The organism is Enterobacter cloacae complex sp. 385G4 (assembly GCF_057320665.1).
On record NZ_JBXWDD010000002.1, the window covers coordinates 59822 to 79905 of the forward strand.

The following is a 20084-nucleotide window of genomic DNA, read 5'->3' on the forward strand; positions in this document are numbered from 1 at the left end:
TTAATGATAACTATTTTCATTTAAACATAGCCTGTGCTATACCTTATAGCACAGGCTAATTTTGCTTTGAATTTAATCACCTCAGGAGACTTCTGCGATGCACCCACTGCAAGGATTAAAGCGTCTGTTGCTCGGCGCGCTGCTCACGGCTACGACCAGCACGGGCGCGCTGGCGGCTGAAAAGTTCCAGGTCATCACCACCTTTACCGTCATCGCGGATATGGCGAAAAACGTGGCGGGGGATGCCGCAGAAGTCACCTCCATCACCAAACCGGGCGCTGAAATCCACGAGTACCAGCCAACGCCGGGCGATATCAAGCGCGCGCAAAAGGCGCAGCTGATCCTTGCGAACGGCATGAACCTGGAGCTGTGGTTCCTGCGTTTTTATCAGCACCTGAACGGCGTGCCGGAGGTGATTGTCACCCAGGGCATCACCCCGATGGGCATCAGCGAGGGGCCGTACGACGGCAAGCCTAACCCGCACGCGTGGATGTCGCCGGACAACGCGCTGATTTACGTTGATAACATCCGCGACGCGCTGGTGAAGTACGACCCGGCCAACGCGCAGGTCTACCAACGTAACGCTGAAGCCTACAAGCAGAAGATCGTCGCGACCCTCGAACCGCTGCGCAAGCAGGTGGCGGAGATCCCGGAAGACAAACGCTGGATGGTGACCAGCGAGGGCGCCTTCTCCTATCTTGCGCGGGATCTGGGCATGAAGGAACTTTACCTGTGGCCGATCAACGCCGATCGGCAGGGGACGCCGCAGCAGGTGCGCAAGGTGATCGATCTGGTGAAAAAACATCGCATCCCGGCGGTATTCAGCGAAAGTACGGTTTCCGATAAGCCGGCGCGTCAGGTGGCGCGGGAAACCGGCGCCCACTACGGCGGCGTGCTGTACGTCGACTCCCTGAGCGCGGAAAACGGCCCGGTGCCGACCTATATCGATCTGCTGAACGTGACCACCCGCACGCTGGTGCAGGGCATTCGCGACGGCATGAAGGAGTGACCATGCAGAAGGGGATTGTCGTCACGGACGTGACCGTGACCTACCGCAACGGCCACACGGCGCTGCGCAATGCGTCGTTCAGCGTGCCCGGCGGATCGATTGCCGCGCTGGTGGGGGTGAACGGCTCCGGCAAGTCCACGCTGTTTAAGGCGGTGATGGGCTTTGTGCGGGCGGCGAGCGGCACTATCACCCTCCATGGGCTGCCGCCTCACCGGGCGCTGCGCCAGAACCTGGTCGCCTACGTGCCGCAGTCGGAAGAGGTCGACTGGTCGTTTCCGGTGCTGGTTGAGGACGTGGTGATGATGGGGCGCTACGGGCATATGGGATTTCTGCGGCGGCCTAAAGCGCAGGATCGGCAGATCGTGACCGACGCCCTGAAGCGCGTGGATATGCTCGAGCTGCGCCACCGGCAGATTGGCGAGCTGTCCGGCGGGCAAAAGAAGCGCGTCTTCCTGGCGCGGGCGATTGCCCAGCAGGGCGAGGTGATCCTGCTCGACGAGCCGTTTACCGGCGTGGACGTTAAAACCGAAGCCAGAATCATCAGCCTGCTGCGCGAGTTGCGCGACGAGGGCAAAACCATGCTGGTCTCGACCCACAATTTGGGCTCGGTCACGGAGTTTTGCGATTACACGGTGATGGTCAAAGGCACCGTGCTGGCGAGCGGTCCGACGGAAACCACCTTCACCGCCGAAAACCTTGAGCGCGCCTTCAGCGGCGTGCTGCGCCACGTGGTACTCAGCGGCTCGGAAGATCGCATCATTACCGACGATGAGCGACCCTTCGTGACGCACCGGCAGGAGGCAAAATGAACGCGCTTCTCGAACCCTTCAGCTATGAGTACATGCTTAACGCGATGTGGGTCTCGGCGATGGTGGGTGGGCTCTGCGCGTTTCTCTCCTGCTACCTGATGCTCAAAGGCTGGTCGCTGATCGGCGATGCGCTCTCGCACTCCATCGTGCCGGGCGTGGCGGGGGCTTACATGCTCGGGCTGCCGTTCTCGCTGGGGGCGTTTTTATCGGGCGGGCTGGCGGCGGGCAGCATGCTGTTTCTCAACCAGCGCAGCCGCCTGAAGGAGGATGCCATTATCGGGCTGATCTTCTCCTCCTTTTTCGGGCTGGGGCTGTTTATGGTCTCGCTTAACCCGACCTCGGTGAATATTCAGACCATCGTGCTCGGCAATATTCTGGCTATCGCCCCGGAGGATATCGTCCAGCTGGCGATTATCGGCGTGGTGTCGATGGTTATCCTGCTGTTCAAATGGAAAGATCTGATGGTGACCTTTTTTGATGAGAACCACGCCCGCGCCATCGGCCTGCGCCCGGAGCGCCTGAAGGTACTGTTCTTCACGCTGCTGGCGGTCTCCACCGTGGCGGCGCTGCAAACCGTCGGCGCGTTTCTGGTGATTTGCCTGGTGGTTACGCCCGGCGCAACCGCGTGGCTACTCACCGACCGCTTCCCGCGTCTGCTGATGATTGCCGTCGCCATTGGCAGCCTCACCAGCTTCCTCGGCGCGTGGGCCAGCTATTATCTGGACGGCGCCACCGGCGGCATTATTGTTGTCGCCCAGACGCTGCTGTTCCTGCTGGCGTTCGTCTTTGCGCCGAAGTACGGGCTGCTCGCCAGCCGTCGTCGCGCGAAGGAGGCACACCCATGATGGCGCTGCTCCTTGAACCCTTTCAGTTTGCGTTCATGAACAACGCGCTGCTGATTTCACTTCTGGTAGCCGTGCCCTGCGCGCTGCTGTCGGTTTTTCTGGTGCTCAAAGGCTGGGCGCTGATGGGCGACGCCATGAGCCACGCGGTGTTTCCCGGCGTGGTGCTGGCGTGGGTGATGGGCCTGCCGCTGGCGGTGGGCGCATTCGTTGCCGGTCTGTTTTGCGCGGTCGCCACCGGCTACCTCAAGGACAACAGCCGGATCAAGCAGGATACGGTGATGGGGATCGTCTTTTCCGGGATGTTCGGCGCGGGGCTGATCCTCTATATCGCCGTCAAACCTGAGGTGCATCTCGACCACATTCTGTTCGGCGATATGCTGGGCATTAACGGGATGGACATTCTGCAAAGCGGTCTCGTCGCGGGGCTGATTGCGCTGGTGATTGGCCTGAAATGGCGCGATTTCCTGCTGTTCTGCTTTGACTATCAGCAGGCGCAGGCGAGCGGCCTGCGCGCCCGCTGGCTGCACTATGGCTTACTGTGCATGGTGTCGCTGACCATCGTGGCGACGCTGAAGGCGGTGGGGATTATTCTGTCGATTTCGCTGCTGATTGCCCCCGGCGCGGTGGCGGTGCTGATCGCCCGACGCTTTCACATGGCGCTGCTCGTGGCAGTGGCGGTATCAGTGCTGGTGTCGGTCAGCGGCGTGTATGCCTCGTTTTATCTCGACAGTGCGCCCGCGCCGACCATAGTGGTCCTGTTCGCGGTGGTGTTTATCTTGACGTTTGTGGTGACCAGCGTAAAGGCGCGTCGGCAGGAACGTGTGACAGCAGGGTGATCGCCTGCTCGCCGTGCTGCTGCCAGTGCAGGGCGAAGGCGGTGCCTTCGTTAAAGCCTGACAGTTGACGGGTCAACGCCAGCGTAAGCGTGTTATCGTCGAGCAGGGTGACGCGCGCGCTGTCAAACCCCATGTAAGCCTGCACCTTCGGAAAGAGGGCCTTAAACAGGCTCTCTTTGGCGCTGAAAACCAGCGTCAGGGCGAGGGCGAACGGGTAACCCGAGTGGGAAAGCACGCGCTCTTCCTGGGCATCAATAATGCCGTCCTTAATTTCTCTGGCTTCATTTTCGGGCAGGATAGTTTCGCAGTCGATGCCGATAAGCGCGTGTCGATCGCGAACCACTACCGCCATGGCATGGGTACCGCTGTGGGTGATGCTGCCGGAAATTCCGTCCGGCCAGAGCGGTTCCCCGCTGGGGCCGATGGCGGGAACGGTGTGGTCAGGCAAGGCGTGCGCGGCGGCGATGCGTCCTGCCAGATGGTCAGCCTTGCGTTTACGTCCGGCGTCAGCGAGCTGGGCGTGATGCGGGAGCCAGAGGAGATCGGCGTCGGTGAAGGTGGCGGGGTCGAAGGTGATGCGGTGGAGGGTGAGGCCGGCGAGAGAAAATGTGCTGTGGGTGGTGTGCATGGTTTTTCCCTCTGAATTGTGCGGACTGATGCCCTCACCCCAACCCTCTCCCACAGGGAGAGGGGGAAGTCATTGCCTGTATCAGAATCTTGTGTTTACGCTCATGTACCAGGTACGACCCGGTTCATTATACGTGTAGGCACCCGCACCGTACATATACGCGCCGGTTGTCGCGTTTCCCGTGGTCTGGGCATTACCCGCGCGCCACTGGCGCTTGTCGAAGACGTTGTCCACACCGCCGGTCAGGCTGACGTTTTTCGTCACGTCCCAGGTGGCGCTCAGGCCAACGATGCTGTACGGGCTGACCTCGTCTTTTTCAGACCCGGTCACCGGCTGGCCTTTGTAGTTGTACTTCTTCGGCTGCTGCTTGCCGTACCAGGTGAAGGTCGACTGCAATGACACATCCTGGTGCACCTGCCAGCTCAGGGTTGAGTTCAGCGTGTACTCCGGGATGATCGACAGACGGTCGCCGGTCTCCTTGTTCTTGCTCTGCAGCATATAGGTGATGTTGTTGGTCCAGTTGATCGTGTCGCTGACCGGCACGTTCAGGGAGCCTTCCAGACCTTCCACCACCGCCTTCGGCACGTTTTCCCACTGGTAGATATCGGTGGTGACTTTACCGGTGGAGGTCTGGCCAATCGGCGCGTAGCCCGCCTCAATCTTGTTGCGGTAGTCGTTGCGGAACCAGGTCACGCCCGCCAGCCAGCCGTCGCGTTTCCACTCGAGGCCAATCTCTTTGTTGATGCTGGTTTCCGCTTTCAGATCGTCGTTACCCATCATGTAGCAGCCCACGCCGTCGGAACTGGCGTAGCAGCCCTGGCCTTTACTGTACAACAGGTAGTTCGGGTTAGTCTGGTACAGGCTTGGCGCTTTGTAGGCACGCGCGATGCCCATCTTCAGGGTGAAGTCATCCCCCAGACCCTGCGACAGGTTCAGGGACGGGCTCCAGTTATTGCCCACGATGGTGTGGTGATCGAAGCGCAGGGCAGGGGTCAGCATGGTGCTGTCGGTCAGCTCCATGTTGTTCTCAGCGAACAGGGAGAAGATCTCCGCTGACGTGTACGGGCTACGGTCTTCGCTCATGCCCGGGATGGTGCCACCCTGTTGGGTTTGCGAGAAGGAGGTCGAATCCTTCATCCGCTGCTGGTTCCACTCGGTGCCGAGCGTCAGGTTCTGGTTCACAATGAAATCAATCGGCAGGTTGATTTCGCTGTGCAGCATCACGTCGGCCAGATCGGTGTCGGTGAATTTATTGCTGTTGAACAGGCCTTCCGTACCGCCCGCCAGCCCTTCGCCCAGGCGGGAGTTGCGGGTGTGTTCGTACTGCGCCCAGTTGCTGGTGGTAATGCCGTTGTCCCAGCCGCCGTTCCAGGTCACGGCGAAGTTCTGGCGATAAATACGGTTCGTCTCTTTGCCGTAGTTCTTCTTCACCAGCGCGTTGTCGTTGTTGGTGTTTTGCGTGTCACCCGCATAGAGGTTGTTCTGGCGGCTGTAGCCCGCTTCAAACTCCAGCGACTGCATCGGCGCGAAGTCCCAGCGCACCACGCCGTTGATGTCTTTGTTCTCTACACCCTCGCGGCCCGCGGGCAGGGTGTTGGCGTAGGCTCCGGTACGCTCAGACTGATGGCCCTGGTTGATGTCCCATGCGTCGGCCTGAGTCTTATCCAGGTTACCGAACATGCGGAAGCTGAAGTCGCCGCCCAGCGGGCCGCTCAGGCTGAAGTTGGTGCGCTTGGTAGAACCTTCGTCTTTATGCTCTGGCGCGTTCAGGTAGGTGTTCCAGGAGCCGTGCCACTGGTCGTCGAACTTTTTGGTGATGATATTCACCACGCCGCCCGCCGCGCCGTTACCGTAGCGTGCGGCGGCCGGGCCGCGGATCACTTCGATGCGCTCGATCATCTCCGGCGGTACCCAGCCGGTATCGCCGCGGGTATCACGCTCGCCGCGCCAGCCCAGGCGGATGGAGTTGCGGCTGGTGACGGGCTTGCCGTCGATCAGGATCAGGGTGTTTTCCGGGCCCATGCCGCGAATGTCAATCTGACGGTTATTCCCGCGCTGGCCGCTGGTGGAGTTGCCGGTCAGGTTAACGCCCGGCATGGTGCGGATGATTTCCGCCACGTCTCGCGCGGGCGGGTTTTTGCGGATCTCATCGGCGGTGATGGTCGACACGCCAGGCGCCTGCAAATTCTGCTCGGCGGCGGTGATCACCATCGTGTCTTCGTGCTGCGCAGAGGCGGCGTTGTCGTCTGCCATGGCGGGCAGCGCGACGCCATAAATCCCTAAATTGACCAGCAAGGCCAGAGAGTGAATCTTCTTATTCATTGTACGTCCCGCTTTTATGGTTATTTATGAACGCGCTTCCCACAGCGCGGGCAATACGCTATTGCAAATGCAAATAGTTATCAATAATATTATCAATAAAATTTGCTCTGAAACAAAAAATATTGTTAAACATGGGGTTATAAGGGTGACGGCGTTAACAACCGGAAGTGAAGCGTGGTGGCAGTCGAAAAACGGGCCGGAATGGCAACGTCATGAGGAAAACTATCGCGTCACATTCTGGTGGCGGGACCCGGCAGGAACCCAGCAGACCTCGACGGTTAAACGCGTCTGGCTCTACGTTACCGGCGTGACCGACCACCATCAGAATGCCCGCCCGCAATCGCTTGAACGTATCCCCGATACCGACGTCTGGCAGTGGCAGGGGGAGTTCACCCCCGAATGGCGCGGCAGCTACTGTTTTATCCCCTCCGATAACGAAAACGATTTTGCCGATGCAGTATTTGAAGGCGAGCAGCCGGACCGCATGGCGCTGCGCGAAGGCTGGCGAAAACTGCTGCCGCACGCGGTTTCAGACCCGCTGAATGCGCAGAGCTGGCGCGGCGGGCGCGGGCACGCTGTCTCGGCGCTGGAGATGCCGGAGGCGCCCGTACAGCCCGGCTGGAACCATCCTGATACGCCTTACAAAAAGCCCGTCTGCATTACGTGGGACAGCGCGCGCCTGAAGAACCGTCGCCGCGTGTGGATTTTTACCACCGGGGATGAAAGCCCCGAGCGCCCGCTGGCGGTGCTGCTTGACGGACAGTTCTGGGCCGAAAGCATGCCCGTCTGGCCTGCGCTGGCGTCGCTCACCGCCGAGCGCAACCTGCCACCTGCGGTCTACGTCTTAATCGATGTTATTAATATGGAGCACCGTAACCGCGAGCTACCGTGCAATCCCGACTTCTGGCTGGCGGTGCAGGAAGAACTTCTCCCCCTTGTCCAACAACGCGCGCCGTTTAGCGACCGCGCCGACCGTACGGTGGTCGCAGGGCAAAGCTTTGGCGGTCTCTCCTCCCTTTATGCCGCACTGCACTGGCCGCAGCGTTTTGGCTGCGTGCTCAGCCAGTCCGGCTCCTACTGGTGGCCGCACCGCGGCGGGCAGCAGGACGGGCTGTTAATCGAACAACTTAAAACCGGCGAAATATCCCCTCGCGGGCTACGCATCCTTCTTGAAGCCGGGCGCAACGAGCCGCTTATCTTGCGCGCAAACCAGGCGATCCTCGCCGAACTACACACTCAGCAACCGGTTATCTGGCGTCAGGTTGACGGCGGACACGATGCGCTTTGCTGGCGCGGTGGGCTGACGCAGGGGCTGATGACCCTCTGGCAGCCGCTCATTCAATAACGGAGTCTGTATGGAATTCAGCAATCCTTTCGATAATCCGCAGGGACAGTTCGCCATTTTGCAAAACGACCAGGGGCAGTACAGCCTGTGGCCGCAGCAGTGCGAGTTGCCCGCGGGCTGGCGCGTGGTCTGCGAGCCGCAGTCCCAGGAGGCGTGCCAGCAGTGGCTTGCCGGGCATTGGCAGACGCTTGAGCCGTCATATTTTGCGGGGGAGCGCGCATGAACCGTCTTCCTCTAGTCGCCGCCCAGCCGGGGATCTGGATGGCGGAGCAGCTTTCCTCCCTGCCAAACGCCTGGAGCGTCGCGCACTACACCGAACTGAAAGGCGCTATCGATGCGCCATTGCTGGCAAAAGCCACCGCTGAAGGCATGATGCAGGCCGACACGCTGCGGATGCGTTTTGCCGAAGATAACGGTGAGGTGTGGCAGTGGGTCGATGAGGCCATGCTCCTGCCGGAGCCGTCCATCGTGCGCGTTAACTCCCACGATGACGCCGTGGCGCTGATGGAGGCCGATCTCAACCAAAACCTGCGCATCGACAGCGGTCAGCCTCTGGCGTTTCACCAGCTGATTCAGGTGGGCGAAAGTCACTGGTACTGGTATCAGCGATATCATCATCTGGTGGTGGATGGCTTCAGCTTCCCGGCTATTACCCGTCAGATCGCCGCTATTTATGCCGCGTGGCAGAAAGGTGAATCCGCGCCCGCCTCTCCATTTACCCCGTTCGCCGAGGTGGTGGAGGAGTATCAGCGCTATCGCGACAGCGAGGCGTATCAGCGCGACGGTGCTTTCTGGGCCGAGCAGCGCAAACAGCTTCCTTCTCCGGTCTCGCTCTCTTCCGCGCCGCTGCCGGGACGCGCCGCCACCACCGACATCCTGCGCCTGAAAATTGCAATGGACGGTCGCGCCTTTAGCCGGCTTGCACAGGCGGCTGGGCAGGCGCAGCGTACCGATCTGGCCCTTGCGCTGGTGGCGCTGTGGCTGGGCCGCCTGACCGGACGGCTGGACTACGCCGCCGGGTTTATCTTTATGCGCCGCATGGGATCCGCCGCGCTGACCGCAACCGGCCCGGTGCTTAACGTCCTGCCGCTGGCGGTGAATATTAATCCGCTTGAGAGCCTGCCGGAGCTGGCGCTGCGCCTGGCGAACCAGCTGAAAAAGATGCGCCGACATCAGCGCTACGACGCCGAGCAGATCGTGCGCGACAGCGGGCGGGCCGCAGGGGACGAACCTTTGTTTGGGCCGGTGCTGAACGTGAAGGTATTTGATTATCAGCTGGATATTGACGGCGTGGAGGCCATCACCCACACGCTGGCGACCGGCCCGGTGAACGATCTGGAGCTGGCGCTGTTCCCGGACGAGCAGGGCGGATTAAGCATTGAGATCCTCGCCAACAGGCAGCGTTACGACGACGCGACGCTGAAGCGCCACGTTTCGCGCCTGAACGCGATGCTGGCGCAGTTTGCCGCGAACCCGGACCTGCGCTGTGGCGACGTGGAAACCGTATCAGAGCAGGAATACGCCCGGCTGGCGCGCATCAACGATACCGGCCTGGCGCTGCCCTCCACCACGCTGGCGGATCTGGTGGCGGAGCAGGCGAGCAAAACGCCGGACGCCCCCGCGCTGGCGGATGCCCATATTGAGCTGAACTACCGCCAGATGCGCGAGCAGGTGGTCGCGCTGGCAACCCTGCTGCGCGCGCGCGGCGTGAAGCCGGGCGACAGCGTAGCGGTGGCGCTTCCGCGTTCGGTGTTCCTGACCCTGGCGCTGCACGGGATTGTTGAAGCCGGCGCCGCCTGGCTGCCGCTGGATACCGGCTACCCGGACGATCGTCTGCGGATGATGCTGGAGGACGCGAAACCGTCGCTTCTCATTACCACCGACGCGCAGCTTCCGCGCTTTAACGATCTGCCGATACCTTCGCTTAGTTACAACATGCTATTGCCAGCCACAGGCGCTGAACCTCTGCGTCTGGCGAAGCCGGAGCAGACCGCGTACATCATCTTTACCTCAGGTTCAACGGGACGCCCGAAAGGGGTGATGGTGGGGCATACCGCCATCGTTAACCGCCTGAAGTGGATGCAGGATCATTATCCACTGGCGGCGCATGACGTCGTGGCGCAGAAAACGCCGTGCAGCTTTGACGTGTCGGTATGGGAGTTCTGGTGGCCGTTTATCGCCGGGGCAAAGCTGGTGATGGCCGAGCCGGACGCGCACCGCGATCCGCAGGCGATGCAGAGCTTCTTCGCAGAATATGGCGTAACCACCACCCACTTCGTGCCCTCGATGCTGGCGGCATTTGTTGCCTCGCTGACGCCGGGAAACGTCGACTGTTGCAGGACGCTGAAGCAGGTGTTCTGTAGCGGCGAGGCGCTGCCAACGGCGCTGTGCCGCGAGTGGGAGCAGCTCACTCATGTACCGCTGCACAACCTCTACGGCCCAACCGAAGCGGCGGTGGACGTGAGCTGGTATCCGGCGTACGGCCCGGAGCTGGCGGCGGTGGAGGGCAACAGCGTGCCGATCGGCTTCCCGGTGTGGAATACGGGGCTGCGCATTCTGGACGCGATGATGCGCCCGGTGCCGTTCGGCGTGGCGGGCGATCTGTATCTCACCGGCATTCAGCTGGCACAGGGGTATCTGGGACGTCCCGACCTCACCGCCAGCCGCTTTATTGCCGATCCGTTTGCCCCAGGCGAGCGGATGTATCGCACCGGAGACGTCGCCCGCTGGCTGGACAACGGGGCGGTGGAATATCTGGGCCGCAGCGACGATCAGCTGAAAATTCGTGGCCAGCGCATCGAGCTGGGCGAAATCGACCGGGCGATGCTCGCGCTGCCGGACGTGGCTCAGGCCGTGGCGCATGCGTGCGTGTTTAATCAGGCTGCGGCAACGGGCGGCGATGCCCGCCAGCTGGTGGGGTACGTGGTTTCCGAATCCGGCTTACCGCTGGATCGCGACGCGCTGCTTGCATCACTCAAGGCCCAGCTGCCGCCGCATATGGTGCCGGTAGTGCTGCTGCAAATCAGCGCGCTGCCGTTAAGCGCGAACGGCAAGCTGGATCGCAAGGCGCTGCCGCTGCCGGAGCTGACCCGCAAAACCTCCGGGCGCGCGCCGGAAACGGACACCGAAATCGGCGTGGCGCAGGCGTTTTCTGCGCTGCTGGGCTGCGAAGTGAACGATATCGACGCCGACTTCTTTGCCCTCGGCGGCCATTCACTGCTGGCGATGCGCCTCGCGGCTCAGCTCGGCCGTGCGTTCAGCCGCAAGGTCACGCCGGGGCAGATTATGGTCGCCTCGACGGTCGGCAAGCTCAGCGCGCTGCTGGACTCGCAGATGAGCGACGAACAGGCGCAGCGTCTGGGGTATGAAACCCTTTTGCCGCTGCGTGAAAGCAACGGCCCGACGCTGTTCTGCTTCCATCCGGCGTCCGGCTTTGCCTGGCAGTTCAGCGTCCTGGCGCGCTACCTCAGCCCGCGCTGGTCCATCATCGGCATTCAGTCGCCGCGGCCAAACGGCCCGATGCAGCAGTGCGCGGATCTCGATGGGGTGATCGAACATCACCTTAAAACGCTGCGTAAGCAGCAGCCGCACGGGCCGTATTACCTGTTCGGCTATTCGCTCGGCGGCACGCTGGCGCAGGGTATTGCGGCCCGCCTGCGCGAGCAGGGTGAAGAGGTGGCCTTCCTCGGCCTGCTGGATACCTGGCCGCCGGAAACGCAAAACTGGGCGGAGAAAGAGGCAAACGGCCTTGACCCGGAAGTGCTGGCGGAGATCGAGCGCGAGCGTCAGGCGTTTATCGCCGCCCAGCAGGGGCAGGGCTCCAGCGAGTTATTTAACGCCATTGAAGGCAACTATGCGGACGCGGTGCGGCTGCTCACCACGGCACATAGCGCGCGGTTTGACGGTAAAGCGACGCTGTTTGTCGCCGAGCGCACGCGAACGATGGATCCGCATACGGCCTGGGCGCCGTGGGTGGGCGAGCTGGAGGTCTACAGCCAGGACTGCGCCCACGTGGATATCATTTCACCGCAGGCGTTTGAAAAGATTGGGCCGGTACTGAAGGAAATTTTAGGATAGTGCAAATGCCCGGTGGCGCTGTGCTTACCGGGCCTACGGGAGCTGAATGTAGGCCGGGTAAGGCGTAGCCGCCACCCGGCAATTACCGCCGACCTAACGGCACAACCAGCGGCGTACCCGCCACCGGATCGTCAATAATCATGCAGCGCATGCTGTAGATCCGCGCGATCAGCTCTGGCGTCACAATCTCCTTCGGCGCGCCCTGCGCCACAATCTCGCCGTCGCGCAAGGCAATCAGATGCGTGGCGTAGCGGCACGCCTGATTTAAATCATGCAGCACCGCCGCCAGGGTATATCCCTGCGTGCGGTTCAGCTCGCTCAGCAGCTCCAGCAGGTCAATCTGATGGCTGATGTCCAGCCAGGTCGTCGGCTCGTCCAGCAGCATAATGGCGGTTTCCTGCGCCAGCACCATCGCGATCCACGCCCGCTGTCGCTGTCCGCCAGAGAGGGTATCCACGCTTTGCTGAGCCAGATCGGTGATGCCCGTTGCCTGCATCGCGCGCTTCACTGCCTCGTCGTCCTCTTTGCGCCAGCGGGTAAACAGCGGCTGGTGTGGGTAGCGTCCGCGCGAGACCAGCTCCTGCACCGTGATATCTCCCGGCGTGGTGGCGTTTTGCGCCAGCAGCCCGATGCGCCTGGCCACCTCTTTGCTGGCGAAGCGCTGGATCTGCTCGCCGTCGAGGAATACGCTGCCCTCTGACGGCGACATCAGGCGGCTCAGGGTGCGCAGCAGGGTTGATTTGCCGCAGCCGTTCGGACCGATAATCGCGGTGAAGTGGCCGTCCGGAATGGCGACGGTTAAATCACGGGCAATGATTTTTTTGCCATAGCCGAGGGTCAAGTTTTCGCCGCGCAAGCGGGTTGTTGAATCTGTCATTTCTTGCGTGACTCCTGAACGAGCAAGACGATGAGGTAAATCCCGCCGAGGCTGACGGTCACCACGCCCACCGGAAGTTGATAAGGCATAAACAGCCGCTGGGCGCAGAGATCGGCGGCCAGCAGCAGCATCGCACCGCACAGGGCAGCCTGGGTCAAGCCCCAGCGCGCGGTGCCGCTAAGACGCCGCGCGATGTGCGGCGCGACAAGGGCAATAAACGAGATCGGCCCGGCAATCGCGGTGGACGCAGCGGTCAGCAATACCGCCACCAGCATCAGCATCAGGCGCGAGCGCTCAACGCTCACGCCCAGCGCGCAGGCGCTGTCGTCGCCCATCTCCAGCAGCCGCATACGCCGCACCAGCAGCAGGGCGCCGATAAACATCAGCAAAATCAGCGGCGCGGCGGGCCAGGTTTTGCCCCACGTCAGGCCGTTAAGTGAGCCGGCGTACCACAGCCCGGCGGAGAGCGCGGTTTCCAGTGACGCCTGCAACAAAAGCCAGGTGTTAAAGGCCATCAGCATCGCGCGGATGCCGATCCCGATAATGATCAGCCGGAAGGTGTCAATGCCATTGCGCCAGGCCAGGGCCCAGATAAGCAGCGAGGTCAGAATGCCGCCCGCCATCGCCGTAAAGGTAATGGCCGTCAGATGTTGCCCGAACAGCACCATCGCCACCAGTACGCCGCTCCAGGCCCCGGTATTGAGGCCCATCACGTCCGGACTGCCGAGCGGGTTGCGCATCAGCGACTGGAAAATTGCGCCGCTTACGCCGAGCGCCGCGCCCACCAGGATCGCCATCGCCACGCGCGGCAGTCGCCATTCGGTGACCACCATGGTGATGTTACGCGGCGCGCTGCCGGTGAGGGCGTGAAAGACCTGCGCGAAATCAAGCGTTACGGCACCGCTTTGCAGGCTCCAGACCGCCAGCAGAGTAATGGCGATAGCCAGCAGGAAGACGCTGGTGAGTAAACGACGGGACGGGGCCATCATGCGCCACCTCCGCGTTTACGGCGTACCAGGAAGATCAGCACCGGCGCGCCGATAAAGGCGCTGACCACCGAGACGCGCAGTTCACCCGGTACCAGAAGACGACCGAGAACATCGGCAAACAGCAGCAGGGCAGGCGTCGCCAGCAGCGTGACCGGCAGCGACCAGCGGTGGTCCGACCCCACCAGCCAGCGCGCCATGTGCGGCATCATCAGGCCGATAAAAGCAATCGGACCGACCACCGCCGTCGCGCTGCCGCACAGCACAGTGATGGCAAGCAGACCCGTCAGCTGGGTGCGCGCCACGCGATTGCCGAGCGCGGTCGCGGTGTCGCTGCCGAGGCTCAGGCTGTTCAGCGCCCGGCTTAAAAACAGCGCCACGGCAGCAGCGATAATGACCGGGATCGTCACCACTTTTAGGGTTTCAAGGGTACGGATATCCAGCGAGCCTGCCTGCCAGAAGCGTAGCTGGTCGTAAACGTCCGGGTTAAGCAGGGCGATGCCGTTGGACAAGCCTTCCAGCACCGCCGCCAGCGCCACGCCTGCCAGGGTTAAGCGTATCGGGCTCAGCTGGCCGCCGCCCTGGCTGCCGGTAAACGCGACCACCAGCGAGGCGGCCAGCGCGCCGCAGAAGGCCATCACCAGCTGCTCGGACGGAGAGGTCAACCCGAACAGCGCCGCGCCGAGCACAATGGCAAAACTCGCACCGGAGTTGACGCCGAGAATGCCGGGGTCCGCCAGCGGGTTACGGGTAAGGGTTTGCATCAGGGCACCCGCAAGGCCAAGCGCGCCACCGGCCAGCAGTCCGGCAAGAGTGCGGGGCAGGCGGGCGTCGAGCACGATGGTGCAGTCGGCGCTCTGACAGGTGCCGGAGAGCGCATCAACGATAACATAGGCGGGTAGCGGCTTCGCGCCGACCAGCAGGCTGAGTGCAATCGCAAGGATTAGCAGTAGCAATAATACGGGCACGGCAATGGCGCGCACCGCAGAAGAGGAAAACGACATAGCAACATCCATGATTTGATAATGATAGTGATTATCGTTATCTATCTTATTTGGCTATGTTAGCATGTGCGCCCATGGAATGGGTAGAATTACACTCAAGGCTTTGTCATGAATCAAAAATCCTGGCTGCTCAACCTCAGCCTGCTCAAAACGCACCCGGCGTATCGCGCCGTTTTTATCGCTCGCTTTATCTCCATTTTGTCCCTCGGCCTGCTCGGCGTGGCCGTGCCGGTACAAATCCAGAGCATGACGCACTCCAGCTGGCTGGTGGGGTTATCCGTCACCTTAACCGGCGGGGCGATGTTTATCGGCCTGATGGTCGGCGGCGTGCTGGCGGACCGCTACGAGCGTAAGAAGCTGATCCTGCTGGCGCGCGGCACCTGCGGGGTGGGCTTTATCGGGCTGTGTCTGAACGCCATGCTGCCGGAGCCGTCGCTGATGGCGATTTATGCCCTTGGCCTGTGGGACGGTTTTTTCGCCTCGCTCGGCGTGACGGCGCTGCTGGCGGCAACGCCCGCGCTGGTGGGCCGCGAGAACCTGATGCAGGCGGGGGCGATCACCATGCTCACCGTGCGCCTCGGCTCGGTGATTTCGCCGATGGTCGGCGGCCTGCTGCTGGCCACCGGCAACGTGGCGTGGAACTACGGCCTTGCCGCGGCGGGCACCTTTATCACCACCCTGACGTTACTGTGTCTGCCACTGCTGCCACCGCCGCCGCAGCCGCGCGAGCATCCGCTGAAGTCCCTGATGGCCGCGATTCGTTTTCTGTTCAGCAACCCGCTGATTGGCGGCATTGCGCTGCTCGGCGGCCTGCTGACGATGGCGAGCGCCGTGCGCGTGCTTTACCCGGCGCTGGCGGGCGAGTGGCAGATGAGCGCCTCAGAGATTGGCGTGCTATACGCCGCCATTCCGCTCGGTGCGGCCTGCGGGGCGCTGACCAGCGGTAACCTGGCCCAAAGCGCGCGTCCGGGCTTGATTATGCTGGTGGCGACGCTGGCCTCGTTTATCGCCATCGGCTTCTTCAGCCTGATGCCGGTCTGGGCGTTGGGGGTGATGTGTCTGGTGATTTTCGGCTGGCTGAGCGCCATCAGCTCGCTGCTGCAGTACACCCTGATCCAGACCCAGACGCCGGAAGGGATGCTGGGGCGTATCAACGGCCTGTGGACCGCGCAGAACGTGACGGGCGATGCGATTGGCGCGGCGATCCTCGGCGGGCTGGGGGCGATAATGACCCCGGTAGCGTCGGCGAGCAGCAGCGGGTTTGTGTTAGCGATGGTTGGCGCGATCTTACTGGTGGCGCTGGTGGAATTGCGGCGGTTCAGGCAGGAGGTCGTGTTGAACGACGGTGCGGCCTGATGCCCTCACCCCGGCCCTCTCCCACGGGGAGAGGGAGGGAAAATGCCTACTTAAACAACGCATTCAATCTGTCTAACACCAGCATCGCGCTGTAAAAATCCAGGCGGAACGTCTCCGTTCCCAGCGCCCAGACGCGTTTGTTTTTCACCGACGGTAAATGCGCCAGCAGCGGGTTGGCGTAAATCGCATTCACGTCTTTCTCGTCACCGGCAAACACGAACAGCCCTTCGCCGTTCAGCCCTGTCGCCAGATTTTCTCCACCCAGCTGAATAATGTCGTGACGCTTGCCCTGGCTTTTTGAGGTGTGCAGCCCATCGGGTAACGCCGCCAGCGTAAAGCCCAACTGGTGTAACAGCTTGCCCTGCGCCGATTCTGTCGTCCACAGGTTCGCCGTGTGCGCGGCGGCGGTGTAGACGATGGCATTCACCGGCTGCGGCGGCAGTTTCATCTGCTGTTTCACCTGCGCGAGCTGTTTATCGAACGCGGCGATGCGTTCAGCGGCCTGTTTCTCGTGCCCGGTCATCGTGCCCAGCTGGGTCAGCAGTTCCTGCCAGCTTTTGTCGTCGTAATTGATGATAAGCGTCGGGGCGATTGCGGAGAGCTGATCGTACAGCGCCAGCGCGGAATCCCCGCCGGTGGCGCTGATCAAAATCAGGTCCGGCATCTGGGCGGCCACCGCTTCGGCGCTTGGCTCGCCGATGTACAGCCGTGCAACCTTACGCTGTTTTGCAATATCCCCCCACTGACGCAGGAAACCCTGCGCGTCCGCCACGCGGTTGTTCGGCGTGGTTGCGCCGCTGGCAATGACCGGCGCGTCAATCGCCAGCAGGGAGCCGGTTAAGGTCACGCTGGTGGAGACTATGCGCGTCGGTTTGCTCTCAAGCGTATGCACGCCGCGGCTGTCGTTGACCTGGCGCGGCCAGTCGGCGGCGGTGGCTGAGGTTAGTCCTAAAACAAAAAGTCCTGTCAGAAGAAGGGCATTGCGGCAAACGGCAGCGATTTTCACAGAGTGGCATCCTGTTTTTATTGAAGATAATGCTTCTCATTTTCATGGTTGCCGGGAAGGGATGCAAGCGTTTGTCGCAGAAGTTAATGGCCCGACGGTTGACAGCGGGGCGCTGTGGGATTAGGTTAGCCGACGAAAATATAAATGATAATCATTATTGCTTCTTTTATCATTTTAAGGAGGATGATATGGACACGTCCCTGGCTGAGGAAGTTCAGCACACCGCGACCACGCTGCAATCAGACAGCTTTTTCTTTATGTCGCCTTACCGCAGTTTTACCACCTCAGGCTGTTTTGCCCGATTCTCTGAACCTGCCGTCGGCGGCGACGATCCGGCGGGGCAGTTCCAGCAGAAATTAGCCCAGGCTTTCCGGGATGCGAAAGCCAGCGGCATCGCCCATCCCGTCATGGTAGGGGCCATCCCGTTCGATACCCGCAAGCCGTCTTCGCTGTTTATTCCGCAACGCTGGGAGACGTTTTCCCGTCCCGCGCGTCAGCAGTCCGCACGCTATTTCTCCGGCGCGCAGGCGCTGAAGGTGGAACAGCGCACCGAGATCCCCGCTCAGCCCGTTTTTGAAGAGATGGTCGCGCGCGCCGCGTCGCTCACCGCCACGCCGCAGGTGAATAAGGTAGTGCTGTCGCGCCTGATTGATATCGCCACCGACAAAAAAATGGACAGCGGCGCGCTGCTGGAGCGTCTGATCGCTCAGAACCCGGCGAGCTTTAACTTCCACGTGCCGCTGGAAGACGGCGGCGTGCTGCTCGGTGCCAGCCCGGAACTGCTGCTGCGCAAAGAGGGCAGGCACTTTAGCTCGCTGCCGCTGGCAGGCTCCGCGCGCCGCCAGCCGGACGACGTGCTGGATCGCGAGGCGGGCAATAAGCTGCTGGCCTCCGAAAAGGACCGCCACGAACACGACCTGGTGACCCAGGCGATGAAGGCCATTCTGGCGCCGCGCAGCCATCATCTGAGCATGCCGTCTTCCCCGCAGCTCATCACCACGCCGACGCTGTGGCATCTGGCGACGCCGGTTGAAGGTGACGCGCGCGAGAACGAAAACGCCCTGACGCTGGCCTGCCTGCTGCATCCGACCCCGGCCCTGAGCGGCTTCCCGCATCAGGCGGCTAAAGAACTGATTGCAGAGCTGGAGCCGTTCGACCGCGAGCTGTTCGGCGGCATCGTCGGCTGGTGCGACAGCGAAGGCAACGGCGAGTGGGTGGTGACCATCCGCTGCGCGCGTCTTCGCGAAAATACCGTTCGCCTGTTTGCCGGCGCGGGCATTGTGCCTGCCTCCTCGCCGGTGGGCGAGTGGCGCGAGACGGGCGTGAAGCTCTCCACCATGCTCAACGTGTTTGGTTTGCACTAAGGAATACACATGACCATCCCTTTTACCCGCTGGCCTGAGGAATTTGCCCGCCGCTACCGCGAAAAAGGCTACTGGCAGGATCTGCCGCTGACCCACATCCTGACGGACCATGCGGACAGCGATGCCGTGGCGATTATTAACGGCGAACGGCACATCACCTACCGCGCGTTTAATCAGGCGGTGAACAACCTGGCGTTCGCCCTTCAGGCACAGGGGCTGCATCGCGGCGAGACGGCGCTGGTGCAGCTTGGCAACGTGGCCGAGTTCTACATCACCTTCTTCGCGCTGCTGCAAATCGGCGTCGCGCCGGTCAACGCGCTCTTTAGCCATCAGCGAAGCGAGCTGAACGCCTACGCGGAGCAGATCAAACCCGCCGTGCTGATTGCCGATCGCGACCACGCGCTGTTTGCTGGCGATGATTTTCTGAACGCCTTTGTGGATGCACACCGCTCGGTTCGCGTCGTGCTGCTGCGCGGCGATCGGGGTGAACATGCGCTGGAAGCGGCGATTGCGCGCCCGGCGGACAACTTCATCCCCAACCCGACGCCCGCAGACGAGGTGGCGTTCTTCCAGCTCTCCGGCGGCAGCACCGGCACGCCGAAGCTGATCCCGCGTACGCACAACGACTACGACTACAGCATCCGCCGCAGCAATGAAATCTGCGGCATCACTGCGCACACCCGCTATCTGAACGCGCTTCCCGCGGCGCATAACTACGCCATGAGCTCGCCGGGATCGTTAGGCGTGTTCACGGCGGGCGGCTGCGTGGTGCTGGCGAACGATCCGAGCGCCACGCTCTGCTTCCCGCTGATTGAGCAGCATCAAATCAACGTGACCTCGCTGGTCCCTCCGGCGGTAAGCATCTGGCTGCAGGCGATTGCCGACGGCGCGGGGAACGCGCAGCTTAAGTCCCTCAAGCTGCTCCAGGTGGGCGGCGCACGCCTCTCCGCCACGCTCGCGGCGCGTATCCCGGCGGAAATCGGCTGCCAGCTGCAACAGGTGTTTGGCATGGCGGAAGGGCTGGTGAACTACACCGCCCTCGACGACGCACCGGAACGCATCATCAACACTCAGGGCCGTCCGATGTGCCCTGATGACGAGGTGTGGGTGGCGGACGAGGACGGCAATCCGCTCCCGCGCGGGGAAGTCGGACGCCTGATGACGCGCGGCCCGTACACCTTCCGCGGCTATTTCAACAGCCCGGAGCACAACGCCAGCGCCTTTGATGCCAACGGTTTCTACTGCTCCGGCGATCTGATCGCCATCGATGAGCAGGGCTACATCACCGTGCAGGGGCGCGAGAAAGATCAGATCAACCGCGGTGGCGAAAAGATTGCCGCCGAAGAGATCGAAAACCTGCTGCTGCGCCACGAAGCGGTGATCCACGCCGCGCTGGTGAGCATGGAGGACAGCCTGCTGGGCGAAAAAAGCTGTGCGTATCTGGTGGTGAAACAGCCCCTGCGTGCGGTTGAGGTGCGTCGCTTCCTGCGCGAGCAGGGCGTTGCCGAATTCAAGCTGCCGGACCGCGTGGAGAGCGTAGATGCGCTTCCGCTCACGCCGGTCGGCAAAGTTGATAAGAAACAGTTGCGCCTGTGGCTTGCTGAACGCGCCCGGGGCTGA

General features: G+C 62.1%; 16 protein-coding genes. 10 read left to right on the forward strand and 6 right to left on the reverse strand.

The annotated features are described in order from the left end of the window. Window positions 1-97 precede the first annotated feature (97 nt). From AC2FAJ_RS08165 to AC2FAJ_RS08180, 4 genes are read left to right on the forward strand one after another with little or no spacing between them, the layout of a single operon-like run. Window positions 98-1009, forward strand: a complete 912-nt coding sequence (locus tag AC2FAJ_RS08165; RefSeq protein ID WP_193357213.1) for a metal ABC transporter substrate-binding protein — start codon at window positions 98-100, stop codon at window positions 1007-1009. A 2-nt stretch (window positions 1010-1011) separates the two neighbouring features. After that, window positions 1012-1818 (forward strand): manganese/iron ABC transporter ATP-binding protein, encoded by an 807-nt coding sequence (locus AC2FAJ_RS08170; RefSeq protein WP_028012282.1) that lies wholly within the window; start codon window positions 1012-1014, stop codon window positions 1816-1818. Continuing rightward, window positions 1815-2663, forward strand: coding sequence for an iron/manganese ABC transporter permease subunit SitC (gene sitC, locus AC2FAJ_RS08175; RefSeq protein ID WP_188245967.1), 849 nt, complete (start codon window positions 1815-1817; stop codon window positions 2661-2663). Before AC2FAJ_RS08170 ends, sitC begins: the two co-directional genes overlap by 4 nt. Continuing rightward, window positions 2660-3499, forward strand: a complete 840-nt coding sequence (locus AC2FAJ_RS08180; protein WP_485454013.1) for a metal ABC transporter permease — start codon at window positions 2660-2662, stop codon at window positions 3497-3499. Before sitC ends, AC2FAJ_RS08180 begins: the two co-directional genes overlap by 4 nt. Here AC2FAJ_RS08180 and entD read toward each other — a convergent pair. Then, entirely contained in the window at window positions 3435-4127 is a 693-nt protein-coding gene (gene entD, locus AC2FAJ_RS08185) for an enterobactin synthase subunit EntD (protein ID WP_485454014.1), read from the reverse strand. The two genes, AC2FAJ_RS08180 and entD, sit on opposite strands and share 65 nt — an antisense overlap. Before the next feature lie 81 nt (window positions 4128-4208). After that, a complete protein-coding gene (locus AC2FAJ_RS08190; RefSeq protein WP_045631298.1) occupies window positions 4209-6449 on the reverse strand; it encodes a TonB-dependent siderophore receptor in 2241 nt (746 codons plus the stop codon). Between the two features lie 145 nt (window positions 6450-6594). Between AC2FAJ_RS08190 and fes the strand changes: the two genes are divergently transcribed. From fes to entF, 3 genes are read left to right on the forward strand one after another with little or no spacing between them, the layout of a single operon-like run. Beyond that, window positions 6595-7794 (forward strand): enterochelin esterase, encoded by a 1200-nt coding sequence (gene fes / locus AC2FAJ_RS08195; protein WP_248113263.1) that lies wholly within the window; start codon window positions 6595-6597, stop codon window positions 7792-7794. A gap of 10 nt (window positions 7795-7804) precedes the next feature. Further along, window positions 7805-8017: an MbtH family protein gene (locus AC2FAJ_RS08200; protein ID WP_485454015.1), complete on the forward strand. Its 213-nt coding sequence runs from the start codon at window positions 7805-7807 to the stop codon at window positions 8015-8017. Further along, the gene (gene entF, locus AC2FAJ_RS08205; RefSeq protein ID WP_485454016.1) at window positions 8014-11871 is read left to right on the forward strand and encodes an enterobactin non-ribosomal peptide synthetase EntF; all 3858 of its coding nucleotides are present in this window, start codon (window positions 8014-8016) and stop codon (window positions 11869-11871) included. Before AC2FAJ_RS08200 ends, entF begins: the two co-directional genes overlap by 4 nt. A gap of 82 nt (window positions 11872-11953) precedes the next feature. On the opposite strand, the gene fepC is transcribed toward entF, so the two are convergent. Genes fepC through fepD form a run of 3 tightly spaced genes read right to left on the reverse strand, consistent with a single transcriptional unit; the run spans window position 11954 to window position 14738 of the window. Continuing rightward, on the reverse strand, window positions 11954-12748 hold the full coding sequence (gene fepC, locus AC2FAJ_RS08210; RefSeq protein ID WP_045631302.1) for an iron-enterobactin ABC transporter ATP-binding protein: 795 nt from the start codon (window positions 12746-12748) through the stop codon (window positions 11954-11956). Beyond that, complete coding sequence (gene fepG, locus AC2FAJ_RS08215) at window positions 12745-13734, reverse strand: iron-enterobactin ABC transporter permease (protein WP_120266909.1); 990 nt, start codon at window positions 13732-13734, stop codon at window positions 12745-12747. Before fepG ends, fepC begins: the two co-directional genes overlap by 4 nt. Next, on the reverse strand, window positions 13734-14738 hold the full coding sequence (fepD, locus tag AC2FAJ_RS08220) for a Fe(3+)-siderophore ABC transporter permease (protein WP_045631304.1): 1005 nt from the start codon (window positions 14736-14738) through the stop codon (window positions 13734-13736). Before fepD ends, fepG begins: the two co-directional genes overlap by 1 nt. Window positions 14739-14846: 108 nt before the next feature. Between fepD and entS the strand changes: the two genes are divergently transcribed. Beyond that, window positions 14847-16094, forward strand: a complete 1248-nt coding sequence (gene entS / locus AC2FAJ_RS08225; RefSeq protein WP_485454017.1) for an enterobactin transporter EntS — start codon at window positions 14847-14849, stop codon at window positions 16092-16094. A gap of 46 nt (window positions 16095-16140) precedes the next feature. Here entS and fepB read toward each other — a convergent pair whose 3' ends face one another. After that, window positions 16141-17100, reverse strand: coding sequence for a Fe2+-enterobactin ABC transporter substrate-binding protein (fepB, locus tag AC2FAJ_RS08230; protein ID WP_485454018.1), 960 nt, complete (start codon window positions 17098-17100; stop codon window positions 16141-16143). Window positions 17101-17288: 188 nt separating this feature from the next. On the opposite strand from fepB, the gene entC reads away from it, so the two are divergent. Both entC and entE read left to right on the forward strand, forming a co-directional pair. Then, entirely contained in the window at window positions 17289-18464 is a 1176-nt protein-coding gene (gene entC / locus AC2FAJ_RS08235; protein WP_045631307.1) for an isochorismate synthase EntC, read from the forward strand. Between the two features lie 9 nt (window positions 18465-18473). Beyond that, window positions 18474-20084 (forward strand): (2,3-dihydroxybenzoyl)adenylate synthase EntE, encoded by a 1611-nt coding sequence (gene entE / locus AC2FAJ_RS08240; protein WP_485454019.1) that lies wholly within the window; start codon window positions 18474-18476, stop codon window positions 20082-20084.